The following is a 16,531-nucleotide window of genomic DNA, read 5'->3' as shown; positions in this document are numbered from 1 at the left end:
TTTGAATTTTTATTTTTCAATTAAAATAAGAGTATGGCTTTTAGAAAAGAAAATAAGACGAAAAGTAATTTCTCGAAAATTTCGATAGGACTGGCTTCTCCGGAAGAAATCCTTGAGAATTCGAGTGGTGAAGTTTTGAAGCCTGAAACCATTAATTACCGTACGTACAAGCCGGAACGCGATGGTTTGTTCTGTGAACGTATTTTTGGTCCTATCAAGGATTATGAATGCCATTGCGGAAAATACAAACGTATCCGTTATAAAGGTATCGTCTGCGATCGTTGTGGTGTAGAAGTTACAGAAAAGAAAGTACGGCGCGAACGTATGGGACATATCCAGCTGGTGGTGCCGGTGGCACACATCTGGTATTTCCGTTCGCTTCCTAATAAGATAGGTTATTTGCTGGGATTGCCGACAAAGAAACTGGATTCGATCATATATTACGAACGATATGTTGTTATTCAGCCCGGTGTAAAGGCCGAAGACGGTATTGCCGAATATGACTTGCTTTCGGAAGAAGAATATTTGGATATTCTGGATACTCTTCCTAAAGACAATCAATATCTTGAAGATAACGATCCCAACAAGTTTGTTGCAAAAATGGGGGCTGAAGCGATCTACGACCTTTTGGCCCGTCTTGATTTGGATGCTTTATCGTACGAGTTGCGCCACCGTGCGGGTAACGATGCTTCACAGCAACGTAAGAATGAGGCTTTGAAGCGTCTTCAGGTTGTTGAGTCGTTCCGCGTGTCGCGTGGACGTAACAAACCTGAGTGGATGATTGTGCGTGTGGTGCCCGTTATCCCGCCCGAACTTCGTCCGTTGGTGCCGCTGGATGGCGGACGTTTTGCGACATCCGATTTGAATGATCTCTATCGTCGCGTGATTATTCGTAATAATCGCTTGAAAAGACTGATTGAGATTAAGGCGCCGGAGGTAATTCTCCGCAATGAGAAACGTATGCTTCAAGAATCGGTGGATTCCTTGTTTGACAACTCACGTAAATCAAGCGCTGTTAAGACAGACGCGAATCGTCCGCTGAAATCTTTGTCCGACAGCTTGAAGGGTAAACAAGGACGTTTCCGTCAGAATCTGTTGGGTAAGCGTGTCGATTATTCGGCTCGTTCGGTTATTGTGGTTGGCCCGGAGCTTAAGATGGGCGAATGCGGTATTCCGAAGTTAATGGCAGCCGAACTGTATAAGCCGTTTATCATTCGCAAGCTGATTGAACGCGGCATTGTGAAGACGGTGAAATCTGCCAAAAAAATCGTAGATCGTAAGGAACCGGTAATCTGGGATATCTTGGAACATGTGATGAAGGGTCATCCGGTACTATTGAACCGTGCCCCGACGTTGCACCGTTTGGGTATTCAGGCCTTCCAGCCCAAGATGATCGAAGGAAAGGCTATCCAGTTGCATCCATTGGCATGTACGGCATTTAATGCCGACTTTGACGGCGACCAGATGGCGGTTCACCTGCCGTTGAGCAATGAAGCTATTTTGGAAGCGCAGATGCTGATGCTGCAATCTCATAATATCCTGAACCCTGCCAATGGAGCGCCGATTACAGTGCCTGCACAGGATATGGTACTTGGTTTGTATTATATCACCAAGTTGCGCGCCGGAGCGAAAGGCGAAGGTTTAACGTTCTATGGTCCTGAAGAAGCATTGATTGCATATAATGAAGGGAAGGTGGATATTCATGCGCCCGTTAAAGTCGTTGTAAAAGATATCGACGAAAACGGCAATATTGTGGATGTAATGCGTGAAACCTCTGTAGGGCGCGTGATTGTGAACGAGATTGTTCCCCCTGAAGCAGGATATATCAACGAGATTATTTCGAAGAAATCTTTGCGCGACATCATTAGCAACGTAATTAAGGTATGCGGTGTTTCCAAAGCTGCCGAGTTCCTCGACGGAATCAAGAATCTGGGATATCACATGGCATTCAAAGGTGGCCTTTCGTTCAACTTGGGAGATATTATTATCCCAGAAGAGAAAGAGGCACTGGTGCAAAAAGGTTATGACGAAGTAGAGCAAGTGGTGAATAACTATAACATGGGTTTCATCACAAATAACGAACGTTATAATCAGGTGATTGATATATGGACGCACGTAAATGCTGAGCTGTCCAATATATTAATGAGAACTATTTCGTCGGACGACCAAGGATTCAATTCCGTATATATGATGCTTGACTCCGGTGCCCGTGGTTCTAAGGAGCAGATTCGTCAGTTATCGGGTATGCGTGGTTTGATGGCGAAGCCGCAGAAAGCAGGTGCAGAAGGCGGTCAGATTATTGAAAATCCCATTTTGTCGAACTTTAAAGAAGGCCTTTCGGTATTGGAATATTTTATTTCCACCCACGGTGCCCGTAAAGGTTTGGCCGATACAGCGTTGAAGACTGCCGATGCCGGATATTTGACTCGGCGTCTGGTCGATGTTTCTCACGATGTGATTATTACCGAAGAGGATTGCGGAACACTTCGCGGATTGGTTTGCACAGACCTCAAGAGCAACGACGAAGTGATTGCTACCCTATATGAACGTATCTTGGGACGTGTTTCCGTTCATGACATTATTCATCCTACTACAGGCGAGCTGATCGTTGCAGGCGGTGAAGAGATTACGGAAGAGGTTGCCAAGAAGATTCAGCTCTCACCGATTGAAAGTGTTGAAATTCGTTCGGTATTGACTTGCGAAGCGAAGAGAGGTGTTTGTGCAAAATGCTACGGACGTAATCTGGCTACAAGCCGGATGGTACAAAAAGGAGAGGCCGTAGGGGTGATTGCAGCACAATCTATCGGCGAACCGGGTACACAGTTGACACTCCGTACTTTCCATGCCGGTGGTACGGCGGCTAACATTGCGGCCAACGCAAGTATCGTGGCAAAGAATGATGCACGCTTGGAATTCGAAGAGTTGCGCACCGTCGATATTGTCGATGAAATGGGTGAAGCTGCAAAAGTCGTAGTAGGCCGTTTGGCCGAAGTTCGTTCGGTAGATGTAAATACCGGTATTGTTCTTTCTACCCACAACGTTCCTTATGGTTCGACGTTATACGTAAGCGATGGAGCTCTGGTAGAGAAAGGCAAACTTATCGCCAAGTGGGACCCGTTTAATGCTGTAATTATAACGGAGGCTACCGGTAGAATCGAGTTCGAAGGCGTTATTGAAAATGTTACTTATAAGGTTGAATCGGATGAAGCTACCGGTCTTCGCGAGATTATTATCATTGAGTCGAAAGATAAAGCCAAGATGCCTTCGGCTCATATCTTGACGGAAGACGGAGAGCTGATTCGTACCTATAACTTACCAGTAGGTGGTCACGTGATTGTGGAAAACGGTCAGAAAGTGAAAGCCGGTGAAGTAATTGTGAAAATTCCGCGTGCCGTAGGTAAGGCCGGTGACATTACCGGTGGTCTTCCACGTGTGACCGAACTGTTCGAGGCGCGTAATCCGTCCAATCCGGCTATCGTTTCCGAGATCGACGGCGAGGTGACAATGGGGAAAATAAAACGTGGTAATCGCGAAATCGTTGTTACATCGAAAACCGGTGAAGTGAAGAAGTACCTTGTAGCATTGTCTAAGCAGATTCTGGTGCAAGAAAACGATTATGTTCGCGCCGGCACTCCGTTGTCTGATGGAGCTATTACTCCTGCCGACATTCTGGCTATCAAGGGTCCTACTGCCGTACAGGAATACATTGTGAACGAGGTTCAGGATGTGTACCGTTTGCAGGGTGTGAAGATTAACGACAAACACTTCGAGATCATCGTCCGTCAGATGATGCGTAAGGTGCAGATCGAAGAACCGGGTGATACTCGCTTCTTGGAGCAACAAGTGGTGGACAAGTTGGAATTTATGGAAGAGAACGATCGTATCTGGGGGAAGAAAGTAGTAGTAGACGCAGGCGACTCTCAGAATCTGCAACCGGGGCAGATTGTTACTGCCCGTAAATTGCGCGATGAGAACAGTATGTTGAAGCGTCGCGATTTACGTCTTGTTGAAGTACGTGATGCCGTAGCTGCAACCTCCACTCAAATTCTTCAAGGTATCACACGTGCCGCGTTGCAGACTTCAAGCTTTATGTCGGCCGCTTCCTTCCAGGAAACTACTAAGGTGTTGAATGAAGCTGCCATCAACGGCAAAGTTGATAAACTTGAAGGAATGAAAGAAAATGTAATCTGTGGCCATTTGATTCCTGCCGGCACAGGTTTGCGTGAGTTTGAGAAGATTATTGTGGGTTCGAAAGAAGAGTACGACCGTATCTTGGCAAACAAGAAAACGGTACTTGATTACAATGAGGTAGAATAATATAATCCGATTTACTGCATCAAGGCGGGGCGATTGCTTATATAAAGGCAATTGCTCCGCCTTTTTTTCAGGAAGTAAAGAGAAGAAATCTATTATCTGGATAGAAATAACCCTGCATGTTGTTTTTTTATTGTACCGACCGCATTATTAGGACTATTCATATCGATGATTCGCCTGATGCGTTCTTTTAAAAGCTTCTATGTGCCGATTTCTTTCAAAATCTCGAAGCCAAGAAGTGCTTCGTCACGGCTTTCTCAAAGCCCGCCGCCTTTGGTTCCAAACATCAGCGTGTTTGATTTCAAAGCCCGCCGTGTTTTTTTCAAAGCCCGCCGTGTTTTTTTAAGAGTCCGCTATGTTTTAGATTTTCTTTTTCACCATTTACTTTGTATCCAAACAGCTGTAGTCTCAAATATTTTGTGTTATTTTGCAGAATACCTTTAATTAAACTGTAAAAAATGGAAGAGCAAAACAACAATGATCAGTTACAGATTGAGTTGAAAGAAGAGGTGGCATTGGGAACATATTCCAATTTAGCCATCATCTCTCATTCAAGTTCAGAGTTCATACTTGATTTTATACGCGTGATGCCCGGTATGCCTAAGGCAAATGTTCAGTCCCGCTTGATTTTGGCGCCCGAGCATGCTAAGCGGTTATTGCAAGCTTTGGAAGATAATATATCGAAATATGAACATACATTCGGACCGATACGACTTCCGGATGACTCCAATTTATCCCCGCTGGCGGGTATAAGAGGTGAAGCGTAAGAAAATCTTATATGTATTAAAAAATAAAAAAAGATTGTAGCGCATTGAATTTCCAATTTTTATTCGTATTTTTGCAGCCCAAAATGTATAGTTACGAAATTAATATAACAACAATATAAATTTAAAAACAATTAAAATGCCTACAATTCAGCAATTAGTAAGAAAAGGACGCGAAGTGTTGGTGGAGAAAAGCAAATCTCCGGCCTTAGACTCATGTCCTCAAAGACGTGGCGTTTGTGTGAGAGTATATACTACTACTCCTAAAAAGCCGAATTCTGCGATGCGTAAAGTAGCTCGTGTGCGTTTGACAAACCAAAAAGAGGTGAACTCATACATTCCGGGCGAGGGACACAACTTGCAGGAACACTCAATCGTTTTGGTACGCGGCGGTCGTGTGAAAGACCTTCCGGGTGTACGTTATCACATCGTGCGCGGTACACTTGATACAGCAGGTGTTGCCGGTCGTACTCAAAGACGTTCTAAGTACGGAGCTAAGCGTCCGAAACCGGGACAAGCAGCACCGGCAAAGAAAAAATAAGGATTAAGACCCCAATTAATTTTTAAGTAATAACTTTCGTTTTAGTTTGTTGGAGATGCTAAAGGTTGAGTAAATTTTCCGGAGGGAGAGTTGAAGAAGTCAAGAGGTAGACAACCAAGAACAAAAACATTATTTTTCAGACAAATGAGAAAAGCTAAACCAAAGAAACGCGTCATCCTTCCGGATCCCGTGTTTAATGACCAAAAGGTTTCCAAGTTCGTAAACCATTTAATGTATGATGGCAAAAAGAACACTTCTTATGAAATCTTTTATGCCGCTTTAGAAACAGTGAAGGCAAAACTTCCTAACGAAGAAAAAACTGCCCTTGAAATCTGGAAAAAAGCGTTGGACAATGTAACTCCTCAAGTAGAAGTAAAATCTCGTCGCGTAGGTGGTGCAACTTTCCAAGTACCTACAGAAATCCGCCCCGACCGCAAAGAATCGATTTCTATGAAGAATCTGATTCTGTTTGCTCGCAAGAGAGGTGGAAAATCAATGGCAGACAAGTTGGCAGCTGAAATCATGGATGCCTTTAACGAACAGGGCGGTGCGTTCAAACGTAAAGAAGATATGCACAGAATGGCCGAAGCTAACCGCGCATTTGCTCATTTTAGATTCTAATGCTATAAGAATACGAATAAATAAACTTAAAGTAGAAAGAATAAAATGGCAAAGCAAGATTTATTATTGACTCGTAATATCGGTATCATGGCTCACATTGATGCCGGGAAAACCACAACTTCCGAACGTATCCTTTTCTATACCGGTTTGACTCATAAGATCGGTGAAACACATGATGGTACGGCTACTATGGACTGGATGGCTCAGGAGCAGGAACGTGGTATCACTATTACATCTGCTGCTACGACTACCCGTTGGAAATATGCAGGCAATACTTATAAGATCAATTTGATCGACACTCCGGGACACGTTGACTTTACTGCTGAGGTGGAGCGCTCTTTGCGCGTGCTTGATGGTGCTGTAGCTACTTACTGCGCTGTGGGCGGTGTGGAGCCTCAATCGGAAACAGTATGGCGTCAGGCTGACAAATATAATGTTCCCCGTATCGCATACGTAAACAAAATGGACCGTTCGGGCGCTGATTTCTTCGAAGTTGTTCGCCAGATGAAAGAAATTTTGGGGGCTAACCCTTGTCCTATTGTCGTGCCTATCGGAGCCGAAGAAAACTTCAAGGGATTGGTTGATCTGATCAAGATGAAAGCTATCTATTGGCACGATGAAACTATGGGGGCCGATTATTCTGTAGAAGAAGTTCCCGCCGACCTCGTTGATGAAGCCAATGAATGGAGAGATAAAATGCTTGAAAAAGTAGCCGAGTTCGACGATGCTTTGATGGAGAAATATTTCGACGATCCTTCTACTATTACGGAAGAAGAAGTGTTGAGAGCACTCCGGAATGCAACTGTTCAGATGGCTGTTGTCCCGATGCTTTGTGGCTCTTCTTTCAAAAACAAAGGTGTTCAGACATTGCTCGATTATGTTTGCGCTTTCTTGCCTTCTCCGTTGGATACAGAGAATGTAGTCGGTACAAATCCGGATACGGGAGCTGAAGAAGACCGCAAGCCGAGTGACGAAGAAAAAACTTCCGCTTTGGCATTTAAGATTGCTACCGACCCGTATGTAGGTCGCTTGACTTTTTTCCGTGTATATTCTGGTAAAGTAGAAGCAGGCTCTTATGTTTACAACTCTCGCTCAGGTAAAAAAGAACGTGTTTCCCGTTTGTTCCAGATGCACTCAAACAAGCAGAATCCGGTTGAAGTAATCGGTGCAGGTGATATTGGTGCAGGCGTAGGCTTTAAAGATATACGCACAGGGGATACATTATGTGACGAGTCGGCTCCGATTGTACTGGAATCAATGGACTTCCCCGAACCGGTTATCGGTATCGCCGTCGAGCCGAAAACTCAAAAAGATATGGATAAGCTTTCTAACGGTTTGGCGAAATTGGCAGAGGAAGATCCGACATTTACCGTAAGAAGTGACGAACAAACCGGACAGACTATCATCTCTGGTATGGGTGAGCTTCACTTGGATATCATTATCGACCGTCTGAAGCGTGAGTTCAAAGTTGAATGTAATCAAGGTAAACCTCAGGTAAATTACAAAGAAGCAATCACGAAGACCGTTAACTTGCGCGAAGTGTACAAGAAACAGTCTGGTGGACGCGGTAAGTTTGCCGATATCATTGTGAACATCGGTCCTGTTGACGAAGACTTTACTCTGGGCGGCCTGCAGTTTGTAGATGAAGTGAAAGGCGGTAACATTCCCAAAGAGTTTATCCCTTCTGTTCAGAAAGGTTTTGCTACAGCAATGAAGAACGGTGTGTTGGCCGGATATCCTTTAGATTCGCTGAAGGTGACGTTGGTCGATGGTTCATTCCACCCGGTTGACTCAGACCAGTTGTCGTTTGAAATTTGTGCCATCCAAGCTTACAAGAACGCTTGTGCCAAGGCAGGCCCTGTATTGATGGAGCCTATTATGAGACTGGAGGTTGTTACTCCGGAAGAGAATATGGGTGACGTAATCGGTGACTTGAACAAACGCCGTGGTCAGGTAGAAGGTATGGAGTCAAGCCGTTCGGGTGCCCGTATTGTGAAAGCATTGGTTCCGCTGGCTGAAATGTTTGGTTACGTAACAGCATTACGTACAATTACCTCCGGTCGTGCAACTTCTTCAATGACTTACTCTCACCATGCCCAAGTGTCTACCTCTATTGCTAAGGCAGTATTGGATGAAGTGAAAGGGCGTGCGGATTTACTGTAAAAACAAAAGCAGCAGGCTAGCGAATGACTCTTAGCCTGCCGCTTTATATCATTTTATAAAATACTTAATTAAAAACTGTAATGAGTCAGAAAATTAGAATTAAATTGAAATCTTACGACCACAACTTGGTTGACAAGTCGGCTGAGAAGATTGTAAGAACAGTAAAGGCTACAGGTGCCATTGTTAGCGGTCCTATTCCTCTGCCTACGCACAAACGTATCTTTACCGTGAACCGTTCGACTTTCGTTAACAAAAAGTCGCGCGAACAGTTTGAACTCTCTTCTTACAAGAGATTGATCGATATTTACAGCTCAACCGCTAAAACCGTCGACGCTCTGATGAAGCTGGAACTGCCGAGTGGTGTAGAAGTAGAAATTAAAGTTTGATAATTAAAAATTAGTGAAATGCCAGGATTATTAGGAAAAAAAATCGGAATGACATCCGTTTTCAGTGCCGATGGTAAGAATGTACCATGCACTGTTATCGAAGCAGGTCCTTGTGTTGTTACTCAGGTTAAGACCGTAGAGAAAGATGGCTATGCAGCTGTTCAGTTGGGTTTCCAGGACAAAAAAGAGAAACATACGACGAAACCACTGATGGGTCACTTCAAAAAAGCCGGAGTAACTCCAAAGAGACACTTGGCTGAGTTCAAAGAGTTTGAAACAGAGTTGAATCTGGGTGATACTGTTACCGTAGAGCTGTTCAACGACACGAGCTTTGTCGATGTGGTTGGAACTTCGAAAGGTAAAGGTTTCCAAGGTGTAGTTAAAAGACACGGATTTGGCGGTGTAGGTCAGTCTACGCACGGTCAGCACAATCGTGCTCGTAAGCCGGGTTCTATCGGTGCATGTTCTTATCCTGCTAAAGTATTCAAAGGAATGCGTATGGGTGGACGGCTTGGAGGTGACAGAGTCACTATTCAAAACTTACAGGTATTAAAAGTAATCGCGGAACACAACCTTCTTTTGATTAAAGGTTCTATCCCTGGTTGCAAAGGTTCAATCGTAATAATTGAGAAATAATGGAAGTTAACGTATATAACATTAAAGGTGAAGACACCGGGAGAAAGGTTACGTTAAACGAATCTATCTTCGGAATTGAGCCCAACGACCATGCTATCTATTTGGATGTGAAGCAGTTTATGGCCAATCAGCGTCAGGGCACTCATAAATCAAAAGAAAGAAGCGAAATCACAGGTTCTACCCGTAAGATCGGTCGTCAGAAAGGCGGCGGCGGAGCACGCCGTGGTGATATGAATTCGCCCGTACTCGTTGGTGGTGGACGTGTTTTCGGTCCGAAGCCAAGAGATTACTACTTCAAATTGAATAAGAAAGTAAAGGCATTGGCTCGTAAGTCGGCTTTGTCTTACAAAGCTCAAAACAATGCAATCGTTGTTCTGGAAGACTTCACTTTTGAGGCTCCCAAGACAAAAGATTTCATTGCTATGACAAAAAATCTTAAAGTTTCTGATAAAAAGCTACTTATGATTTTACCGGAAGCAAATAAAAACGTATATTTGTCGGCTCGTAACATAAAGGGAGCAAATGTTCAGACTATCTCAGGATTAAATACTTACAGAGTATTGGATGCTGGGGTTCTTCTGCTTACAGAAAACTCTCTGAAGGCTATTGACAATATCTTAATTTAAAAAGGAGGCTTAAATAATGGGAATTATTATTAAACCGTTGGTGACAGAGAAGATGACTGCAATAACAGATAAGCTGAATCGTTTCGGCTTTATCGTGCGTCCTGAAGCTAACAAACTGGAAATTAAGAAAGAAGTTGAGACCCTTTACAATGTTACTGTAGTTGATGTAAACACAGCTACGTATGCTGGGAAAAATAAGAGCCGCTATACGAAAGCCGGTCTTATCAATGGCCGTACGAATGCTTTCAAAAAAGCAGTCGTGACATTGAAAGAAGGAGATACTATTGATTTTTATAGCAATATTTAAAAGAAATGGCAGTACGTAAATTAAAGCCCACAACACCGGGGCAAAGACATAAAATTATTGGTACTTTCGAAGAAATTACTGCATCAGTACCAGAAAAGTCTCTTGTATATGGTAAGAAATCATCAGGTGGCCGTAACAACCAAGGTAAGATGACAATGCGTTACATCGGCGGCGGTCACAGAAAGATGATTAGAATTGTTGATTTCAAGAGAAATAAAGACGGTGTTCCAGCAGTTGTGAAAACTATTGAATACGATCCGAATCGTTCGGCTCGGATCGCTTTGTTGTATTATGCTGATGGAGAAAAAAGATATATTATTGCTCCCAATGGATTGCAAGTTGGTGCGACTCTGATGTCAGGTGAAACAGCGGCGCCAGAGATTGGTAACGCTCTTCCTCTTCAGAATATCCCTGTGGGTACGGTAATACACAATATCGAACTGCGTCCCGGACAGGGTGCCGCTTTTGTAAGATCGGCAGGAAACTTCGCGCAGTTGACTTCCCGTGAGGGAAAATATTGTGTGGTTAAATTGCCTTCAGGTGAGGTAAGACAAATTCTTAGCACTTGTAAAGCTACGATCGGTAGCGTTGGTAATTCGGATCATGGATTGGAAAGCTCAGGTAAAGCCGGACGCTCTCGTTGGATGGGACGTCGTCCTCGCAACCGCGGTGTTGTAATGAACCCCGTTGATCACCCGATGGGTGGAGGTGAAGGACGCGCTTCCGGAGGTCACCCGAGATCTCGTAAGGGATTGTATGCTAAGGGACTTAAGACCAGAGCTCCTAAGAAACACTCGTCTAAGTACATTATTGAGAGAAGAAAAAAGTAATCTGATTAATTGAGTAAACTATGAGTCGTTCATTAAAAAAAGGTCCATATATTAACGTGAAGCTTGAAAAGAAAGTGCTTGCCATGAATGAATCAGGCAAGAAAGTCGTGGTTAAGACTTGGGCAAGAGCTTCAATGATTTCGCCTGATTTTGTAGGGCACACTGTTGCAGTTCACAATGGAAATAAATTTATTCCTGTTTATGTTACCGAAAATATGGTCGGACACAAGTTGGGCGAGTTCGCTCCAACTCGTACATTCAGAGGACATGCTGGTAACAAGAAAAAATAACAGGATTTATCTGAAATAATAAAGTAATAAATATAATGGGAGCAAGAAAAAAAATATCGGCTGAAAAGAGAAAAGAGGCCCTTAAAACCATGTATTTTGCTAAATTGCAAAATGTTCCTACTTCTCCGCGAAAGATGCGTCTGGTGGCTGACATGATTCGCGGAATGGAAGTGAACAGAGCACTTGGTGTTTTGAAGTTTTCTTCAAAAGAAGCTGCTGCAAGAGTGGAGAAATTGCTTCGCTCTGCAATTGCTAACTGGGAGCAGAAAAACGAGCGCAAAGCTGAAAACGGCGAATTGTTCATAACTAAAATTTATGTTGATGGAGGCGCTACTCTGAAAAGAATGAGACCGGCACCTCAGGGGAGAGGTTACAGAATTCGCAAACGTTCAAATCATGTGACGTTGTTCGTTGATTCTAAAAGTAATAACGAAGATCAAAATTAAGGTAGATGGGACAAAAAGTTAATCCAATAAGCAACCGTTTAGGAATTATCAGAGGCTGGGATTCCAATTGGTACGGTGGAAATGATTACGGTGATTCTTTGCTGGAAGATAGCAAAATCCGTAAATATCTTAATGCAAGACTTGCAAAGGCAAGCGTTTCGAGAATTGTAATTGAACGTACGCTGAAGCTTGTGACTATTACTGTTTGCACTGCTCGTCCGGGTATTATTATCGGAAAAGGTGGCCAGGAAGTTGATAAGTTGAAAGAAGAGTTGAAAAAGGTTACCGACAAGGATATTCAAATCAATATCTTTGAAGTGAAGAGACCCGAACTGGACGCTGTGATTGTTGCCAACAACATCGCTCGTCAGGTAGAAGGTAAAATTGCCTATCGCCGCGCTATTAAAATGGCCATCGCAAACACGATGCGCATGGGGGCCGAAGGTATCAAAATTCAGATTTCAGGACGTTTGAATGGAGCTGAGATGGCTCGTTCTGAAATGTATAAGGAAGGAAGAACTCCGTTGCACACTTTCAGAGCTGATATCGACTACTGTCATGCGGAAGCATTGACAAAGGTAGGATTGTTGGGTATCAAAGTTTGGATTTGTAGAGGTGAAGTGTTTGGTAAGAGAGAATTGGCTCCGAACTTTACACAAAGCAAAGAAAGTGGTCGTGGAAACAATAGTGGAAGCAACGGCGGAAGAAACTTCAAAAGAAAGAAAAATAATCGCTAAACGAATTTGAATTTTAGGAAACTATGTTACAACCGAAAAAGACAAAATTCAGAAGACAACAGAAAGGCCGTGCGAAAGGAAATGCCCAAAGAGGTAATCAATTGGCTTTTGGCTCTTTTGGCATAAAGGCTTTGGAAACGAAATGGATTACAGGCCGTCAGATCGAAGCTGCTCGTATTGCAGTAACAAGATATATGCAACGTCAAGGACAGATCTGGATTCGTATATTCCCTGATAAACCGATTACTCGCAAGCCGGCTGATGTACGTATGGGTAAAGGTAAAGGTAGCCCCGAAGGATTTGTGGCTCCTGTTACTCCGGGTAGAATTATTATCGAGGCTGAAGGAGTATCTTATGAAATCGCGAAAGAGGCATTGCGCTTAGCTGCTCAAAAGCTTCCTATTACAACGAAATTCGTCGTAAGACGTGATTATGATATTCAAAATCAAAATGCGTAAGGTTTATGAAAATTGCAGAAATTAAAGAATTAGCTACTACTGATTTGGTAGATAGAATTGAGGCAGAAACTGCGAATTATAATCAGATGGTTATTAATCATTCGATTTCTCCTTTGGAAAATCCTGCCCAGATTAAACAATTACGCAGGACTATTGCGCGTATGAAGACTGAATTACGCCAAAGAGAACTTAACAATAAATGATCAGCTTGATGGAAGCAAGAAATTTAAGAAAAGAAAGAACAGGGGTTGTGTTGAGCAATAAGATGGAAAAAACCATCACTGTTGCGGCTAAGTTCAAAGAAAAACACCCTATATATGGTAAATTCGTTAGCAAAACGAAAAAATACCATGCTCATGATGAAAAGAATGAATGCAATATCGGTGATACTGTACGCATTATGGAAACTCGTCCTTTGAGCAAGACTAAAAGATGGAGATTAGTAGAAATAATTGAAAGAGCTAAGTAATTATGATACAAGTAGAATCCAGACTTACAGTATGTGATAACAGTGGAGCTAAAGAGGCATTGTGTATCCGTGTTTTAGGTGGTACAGGTCGTCGTTATGCTTCGGTGGGGGATGTTATTGTAGTTTCTGTAAAGAGTGTCATCCCTTCGAGTGATGTTAAAAAAGGTGCGGTATCAAAAGCTTTGATTGTACGTACGAAAAAAGAGATCCGTCGTCCCGATGGTTCTTATATACGTTTTGATGATAACGCTTGTGTGTTGTTGAACAATGCAGGTGAAATTAGAGGTAGTCGTATTTTCGGCCCGGTAGCAAGAGAACTTCGTGCTACAAACATGAAAGTTGTGTCACTTGCGCCTGAAGTACTTTAATTTTGTAAAAGATTTAAGTAATGAGTAAATTACATATTAAAAAAGGCGATACAGTTTACGTAAATGCTGGTGAAGATAAGGGCAAAACTGGTCGTGTGTTGAAGGTTCTTGTTAAAGAAGGACGTGCATTCGTAGAAGGTATCAATATGGTATCTAAAAGCACTAAGCCGAACACGAAGAACCCACAAGGTGGTATTGTGAAGCAAGAAGCTTCTATCCACATTTCAAACTTGAACCCGATTGATCCCAAAACTGGTAAAGCAACGCGTATTGGGAGAAAAAAGAGTTCTGAAGGAACTTTAGTGCGTTATTCTAAAAAATCAGGAGAGGAGATTAAGTAATGAGTAATACTGCAAGTCTTAAGAAAGAATATGCAGAGCGTATAGCTCCTGCATTGAAATCACAATTCCAGTATTCTTCAACGATGCAGATACCCGTACTTAAGAAGATTGTGATCAATCAAGGTTTGGGTATGGCTGTGGCCGACAAGAAGATTATTGAAGTTGCAATCAATGAAATGACAGCTATTACCGGTCAAAAAGCCGTAGCAACCATTTCTCGTAAGGATATCGCTAACTTTAAGTTGCGTAAAAAGATGCCGATCGGTGTGATGGTAACTTTGCGTCGTGAAAGAATGTACGAATTCTTAGAAAAACTGGTTCGTGTAGCTCTTCCGCGTATCCGTGACTTCAAAGGTATTGAAACGAAGTTTGATGGAAAAGGTAACTATACACTCGGTATTCAGGAGCAAATCATTTTTCCTGAAATAAATATTGATAGTATTACCCGAATCCTTGGAATGAATATTACCTTTGTAACCTCTGCGCAGACAGATGAAGAAGGGTTTGCTTTGTTGAAAGAATTCGGATTACCTTTTAAAAACGCTAATAAAGACTGATAAGATATGGCAAAAGAATCAATGAAAGCACGTGAGGTTAAGCGTGCTAAGTTAGTAGCCAAATATGCTGAGAAAAGAGCCCGACTGAAAAAAGAAGGCGATTATGAAGCTTTGCAGGCTCTTCCTAAAAATGCATCTCCGGTACGTTTGCACAATCGTTGTAAGTTGACCGGTCGTCCTAAGGGCTATATTCGCCAGTTTGGTATCTCGAGAATCCAGTTCCGTGAGATGGCATCTAACGGATTGATCCCGGGCGTAAAAAAAGCAAGTTGGTAATTTTTTGTTTTAAATATTGTCAGGAAAGTCCTGATTAATTTAATTTATTTTATATGACTGATCCAATAGCAGATTATTTGACGAGGTTGCGGAACGGAATTAGTGCAAAGCACAGAGTTGTAGAAGTTCCCGCTTCAAATTTGAAAAAAGAAATCACGAAGATTCTTTTTGAGAAAGGCTACATTCTTAATTATAAGTTTGTAGAAGATGGTCCTCAAGGAACTATTAAAGTTGCTTTGAAGTATGATCCCGTTAACAAGGTTAATGCGATTAAAAAATTGATTAGAATATCTTCTCCGGGTTTACGTAAGTATACCGGTTACAAAGATATGCCGCGTGTTATTAATGGGCTGGGTATTGCTATAATATCTACTTCCAAAGGTGTAATGACCGACAAAGAAGCTGCTGAATTGAAGATTGGTGGCGAAGTTTTGTGTTATGTATATTAATAGGAGGAATTAAGCAATGTCAAGAATAGGAAAATTACCCATTAGTATTCCTGCCGGAGTGACAGTCACTCTTAAGGATAATGTGGTTACCGTGAAGGGACCGAAAGGCGAACTCTGCCAATATGTGAATCCTGCCATCGATGTTACCATTGAAGACGGACACGTAACTTTAACAGAAAATGAAAAAGAAATGCTTGATAACCCGAAGCAAAAGCATGCTTTCCATGGCTTGTATCGTTCATTGCTCCACAACATGGTTGTAGGTGTGTCCGAAGGATATAAGAAAGAGCTGGAACTTGTTGGTGTGGGTTACCGTGCTTCTAACCAAGGTAATATTATAGAGTTGTCTTTAGGCTATACGCACAGTATTTTTATGCAGTTGCCTGCTGAGATTAAAGTAGAGACCAAGTCAGAGAGAAATAAGAATCCTCTTATTATCTTAGAATCCTGTGACAAACAACTGCTTGGTCAAGTTTGCTCTAAAATACGTTCTTTCCGTAAACCTGAACCATATAAAGGTAAAGGTATTAAGTTTGTTGGCGAAGTTGTTCGCAGAAAGTCTGGTAAATCTGCCGGCGCTAAATAATTTACATAAAATTAGATCATTATGACAACAAAAGTAGAAAGACGAATTAAGATCAAATATAGAGTGCGCAATAAAATTTCAGGTACTCCTGAATGTCCGCGCATGAGTGTATTTAGAAGTAACAAGCAGATTTACGTCCAGATTATCGATGATTTGTCTGGCAAAACATTAGCTGCAGCTTCTTCTTTAGGACTAACAGAAAAGGTTGCTAAGAAAGTGCAAGCTGCTAAAGTTGGTGAATTGATTGCTAAGAAAGCACAGGAAGCAGGTATTACTACCGTTGTTTTCGACCGTAATGGTTACTTGTATCATGGGAGAGTAAAAGAAGTAGCTGATGCTGCTCGTAACGGTGGACTTAAATTTTAA

23 protein-coding genes are annotated in these 16,531 nt (G+C 42.3%); all 23 read left to right on the top strand.

Annotated elements, in window-relative coordinates; all coding sequences use genetic code 11:
- The first annotated feature begins 33 nt into the window (after positions 1–33).
- The 23 genes from rpoC (at position 34) to rplR (ending at position 16,531) form a co-directional block, all read left to right on the top strand.
- Positions 34–4,317, top strand: coding sequence for a DNA-directed RNA polymerase subunit beta' (gene rpoC / locus GGR07_RS09950; RefSeq protein WP_122056387.1), 4,284 nt, complete (start codon positions 34–36; stop codon positions 4,315–4,317).
- Between the two features lie 455 nt (positions 4,318–4,772).
- Entirely contained in the window at positions 4,773–5,081 is a 309-nt protein-coding gene (locus GGR07_RS09945; protein WP_021645852.1) for a DUF3467 domain-containing protein, read from the top strand.
- Positions 5,082–5,217: 136 nt separating this feature from the next.
- Positions 5,218–5,619: a 30S ribosomal protein S12 gene (gene rpsL, locus GGR07_RS09940; protein WP_005675419.1), complete on the top strand. Its 402-nt coding sequence runs from the start codon at positions 5,218–5,220 to the stop codon at positions 5,617–5,619.
- 144 nt (positions 5,620–5,763) lie between these two features.
- Positions 5,764–6,240 carry a 30S ribosomal protein S7 gene (rpsG, locus tag GGR07_RS09935; protein WP_005791536.1) on the top strand — a complete coding sequence of 159 codons (477 nt, stop codon included), beginning with the start codon at positions 5,764–5,766 and terminating at the stop codon, positions 6,238–6,240.
- A 45-nt stretch (positions 6,241–6,285) separates the two neighbouring features.
- On the top strand, positions 6,286–8,403 hold the full coding sequence (gene fusA / locus GGR07_RS09930) for an elongation factor G (RefSeq protein ID WP_021645853.1): 2,118 nt from the start codon (positions 6,286–6,288) through the stop codon (positions 8,401–8,403).
- A gap of 80 nt (positions 8,404–8,483) precedes the next feature.
- A complete protein-coding gene (rpsJ, locus tag GGR07_RS09925; RefSeq protein ID WP_002558075.1) occupies positions 8,484–8,789 on the top strand; it encodes a 30S ribosomal protein S10 in 306 nt (101 codons plus the stop codon).
- An 18-nt stretch (positions 8,790–8,807) separates the two neighbouring features.
- On the top strand, positions 8,808–9,425 hold the full coding sequence (gene rplC / locus GGR07_RS09920) for a 50S ribosomal protein L3 (RefSeq protein ID WP_021645854.1): 618 nt from the start codon (positions 8,808–8,810) through the stop codon (positions 9,423–9,425).
- The gene (gene rplD, locus GGR07_RS09915) at positions 9,425–10,051 is read left to right on the top strand and encodes a 50S ribosomal protein L4 (RefSeq protein WP_021645855.1); all 627 of its coding nucleotides are present in this window, start codon (positions 9,425–9,427) and stop codon (positions 10,049–10,051) included. Before rplC ends, rplD begins: the two co-directional genes overlap by 1 nt.
- 16 nt (positions 10,052–10,067) lie before the next feature.
- A complete protein-coding gene (gene rplW / locus GGR07_RS09910) occupies positions 10,068–10,358 on the top strand; it encodes a 50S ribosomal protein L23 (protein WP_021645856.1) in 291 nt (96 codons plus the stop codon).
- A gap of 5 nt (positions 10,359–10,363) precedes the next feature.
- Positions 10,364–11,188: a 50S ribosomal protein L2 gene (rplB, locus tag GGR07_RS09905; protein WP_021645857.1), complete on the top strand. Its 825-nt coding sequence runs from the start codon at positions 10,364–10,366 to the stop codon at positions 11,186–11,188.
- 20 nt (positions 11,189–11,208) lie between these two features.
- A complete protein-coding gene (gene rpsS / locus GGR07_RS09900; protein ID WP_002558070.1) occupies positions 11,209–11,478 on the top strand; it encodes a 30S ribosomal protein S19 in 270 nt (89 codons plus the stop codon).
- Between the two features lie 35 nt (positions 11,479–11,513).
- A complete protein-coding gene (rplV, locus tag GGR07_RS09895) occupies positions 11,514–11,924 on the top strand; it encodes a 50S ribosomal protein L22 (protein ID WP_021645858.1) in 411 nt (136 codons plus the stop codon).
- 5 nt (positions 11,925–11,929) lie between these two features.
- Entirely contained in the window at positions 11,930–12,661 is a 732-nt protein-coding gene (gene rpsC / locus GGR07_RS09890) for a 30S ribosomal protein S3 (protein ID WP_021645859.1), read from the top strand.
- Positions 12,662–12,684: 23 nt separating this feature from the next.
- The gene (rplP, locus tag GGR07_RS09885; protein ID WP_005791549.1) at positions 12,685–13,119 is read left to right on the top strand and encodes a 50S ribosomal protein L16; all 435 of its coding nucleotides are present in this window, start codon (positions 12,685–12,687) and stop codon (positions 13,117–13,119) included.
- A gap of 5 nt (positions 13,120–13,124) precedes the next feature.
- Positions 13,125–13,322, top strand: coding sequence for a 50S ribosomal protein L29 (rpmC, locus tag GGR07_RS09880; RefSeq protein WP_021645860.1), 198 nt, complete (start codon positions 13,125–13,127; stop codon positions 13,320–13,322).
- On the top strand, positions 13,319–13,588 hold the full coding sequence (gene rpsQ / locus GGR07_RS09875) for a 30S ribosomal protein S17 (protein WP_008762040.1): 270 nt from the start codon (positions 13,319–13,321) through the stop codon (positions 13,586–13,588). The genes rpmC and rpsQ overlap by 4 nt, the downstream gene beginning before the upstream one ends.
- A 2-nt stretch (positions 13,589–13,590) precedes the next feature.
- Positions 13,591–13,956, top strand: coding sequence for a 50S ribosomal protein L14 (gene rplN, locus GGR07_RS09870; RefSeq protein WP_004296340.1), 366 nt, complete (start codon positions 13,591–13,593; stop codon positions 13,954–13,956).
- A 20-nt stretch (positions 13,957–13,976) separates the two neighbouring features.
- Positions 13,977–14,297 carry a 50S ribosomal protein L24 gene (rplX, locus tag GGR07_RS09865; RefSeq protein ID WP_034543126.1) on the top strand — a complete coding sequence of 107 codons (321 nt, stop codon included), beginning with the start codon at positions 13,977–13,979 and terminating at the stop codon, positions 14,295–14,297.
- Positions 14,297–14,854: a 50S ribosomal protein L5 gene (gene rplE / locus GGR07_RS09860; RefSeq protein ID WP_021645862.1), complete on the top strand. Its 558-nt coding sequence runs from the start codon at positions 14,297–14,299 to the stop codon at positions 14,852–14,854. The genes rplX and rplE overlap by 1 nt, the downstream gene beginning before the upstream one ends.
- Before the next feature lie 6 nt (positions 14,855–14,860).
- Positions 14,861–15,130, top strand: a complete 270-nt coding sequence (gene rpsN / locus GGR07_RS09855) for a 30S ribosomal protein S14 (RefSeq protein WP_122056386.1) — start codon at positions 14,861–14,863, stop codon at positions 15,128–15,130.
- Between the two features lie 53 nt (positions 15,131–15,183).
- Positions 15,184–15,579 (top strand): 30S ribosomal protein S8, encoded by a 396-nt coding sequence (gene rpsH, locus GGR07_RS09850; protein WP_021645864.1) that lies wholly within the window; start codon positions 15,184–15,186, stop codon positions 15,577–15,579.
- A gap of 16 nt (positions 15,580–15,595) precedes the next feature.
- Complete coding sequence (gene rplF / locus GGR07_RS09845; protein WP_021645865.1) at positions 15,596–16,165, top strand: 50S ribosomal protein L6; 570 nt, start codon at positions 15,596–15,598, stop codon at positions 16,163–16,165.
- Between the two features lie 21 nt (positions 16,166–16,186).
- Positions 16,187–16,531: a 50S ribosomal protein L18 gene (rplR, locus tag GGR07_RS09840; protein WP_021645866.1), complete on the top strand. Its 345-nt coding sequence runs from the start codon at positions 16,187–16,189 to the stop codon at positions 16,529–16,531.

It is taken from the genome of Bacteroides pyogenes, from assembly GCF_014196225.1.
Taxonomy (GTDB): Bacteria; Bacteroidota; Bacteroidia; order Bacteroidales; family Bacteroidaceae; genus Bacteroides; species Bacteroides pyogenes_A.
This window is presented reverse-complemented; position numbering and strand designations above follow the sequence as displayed.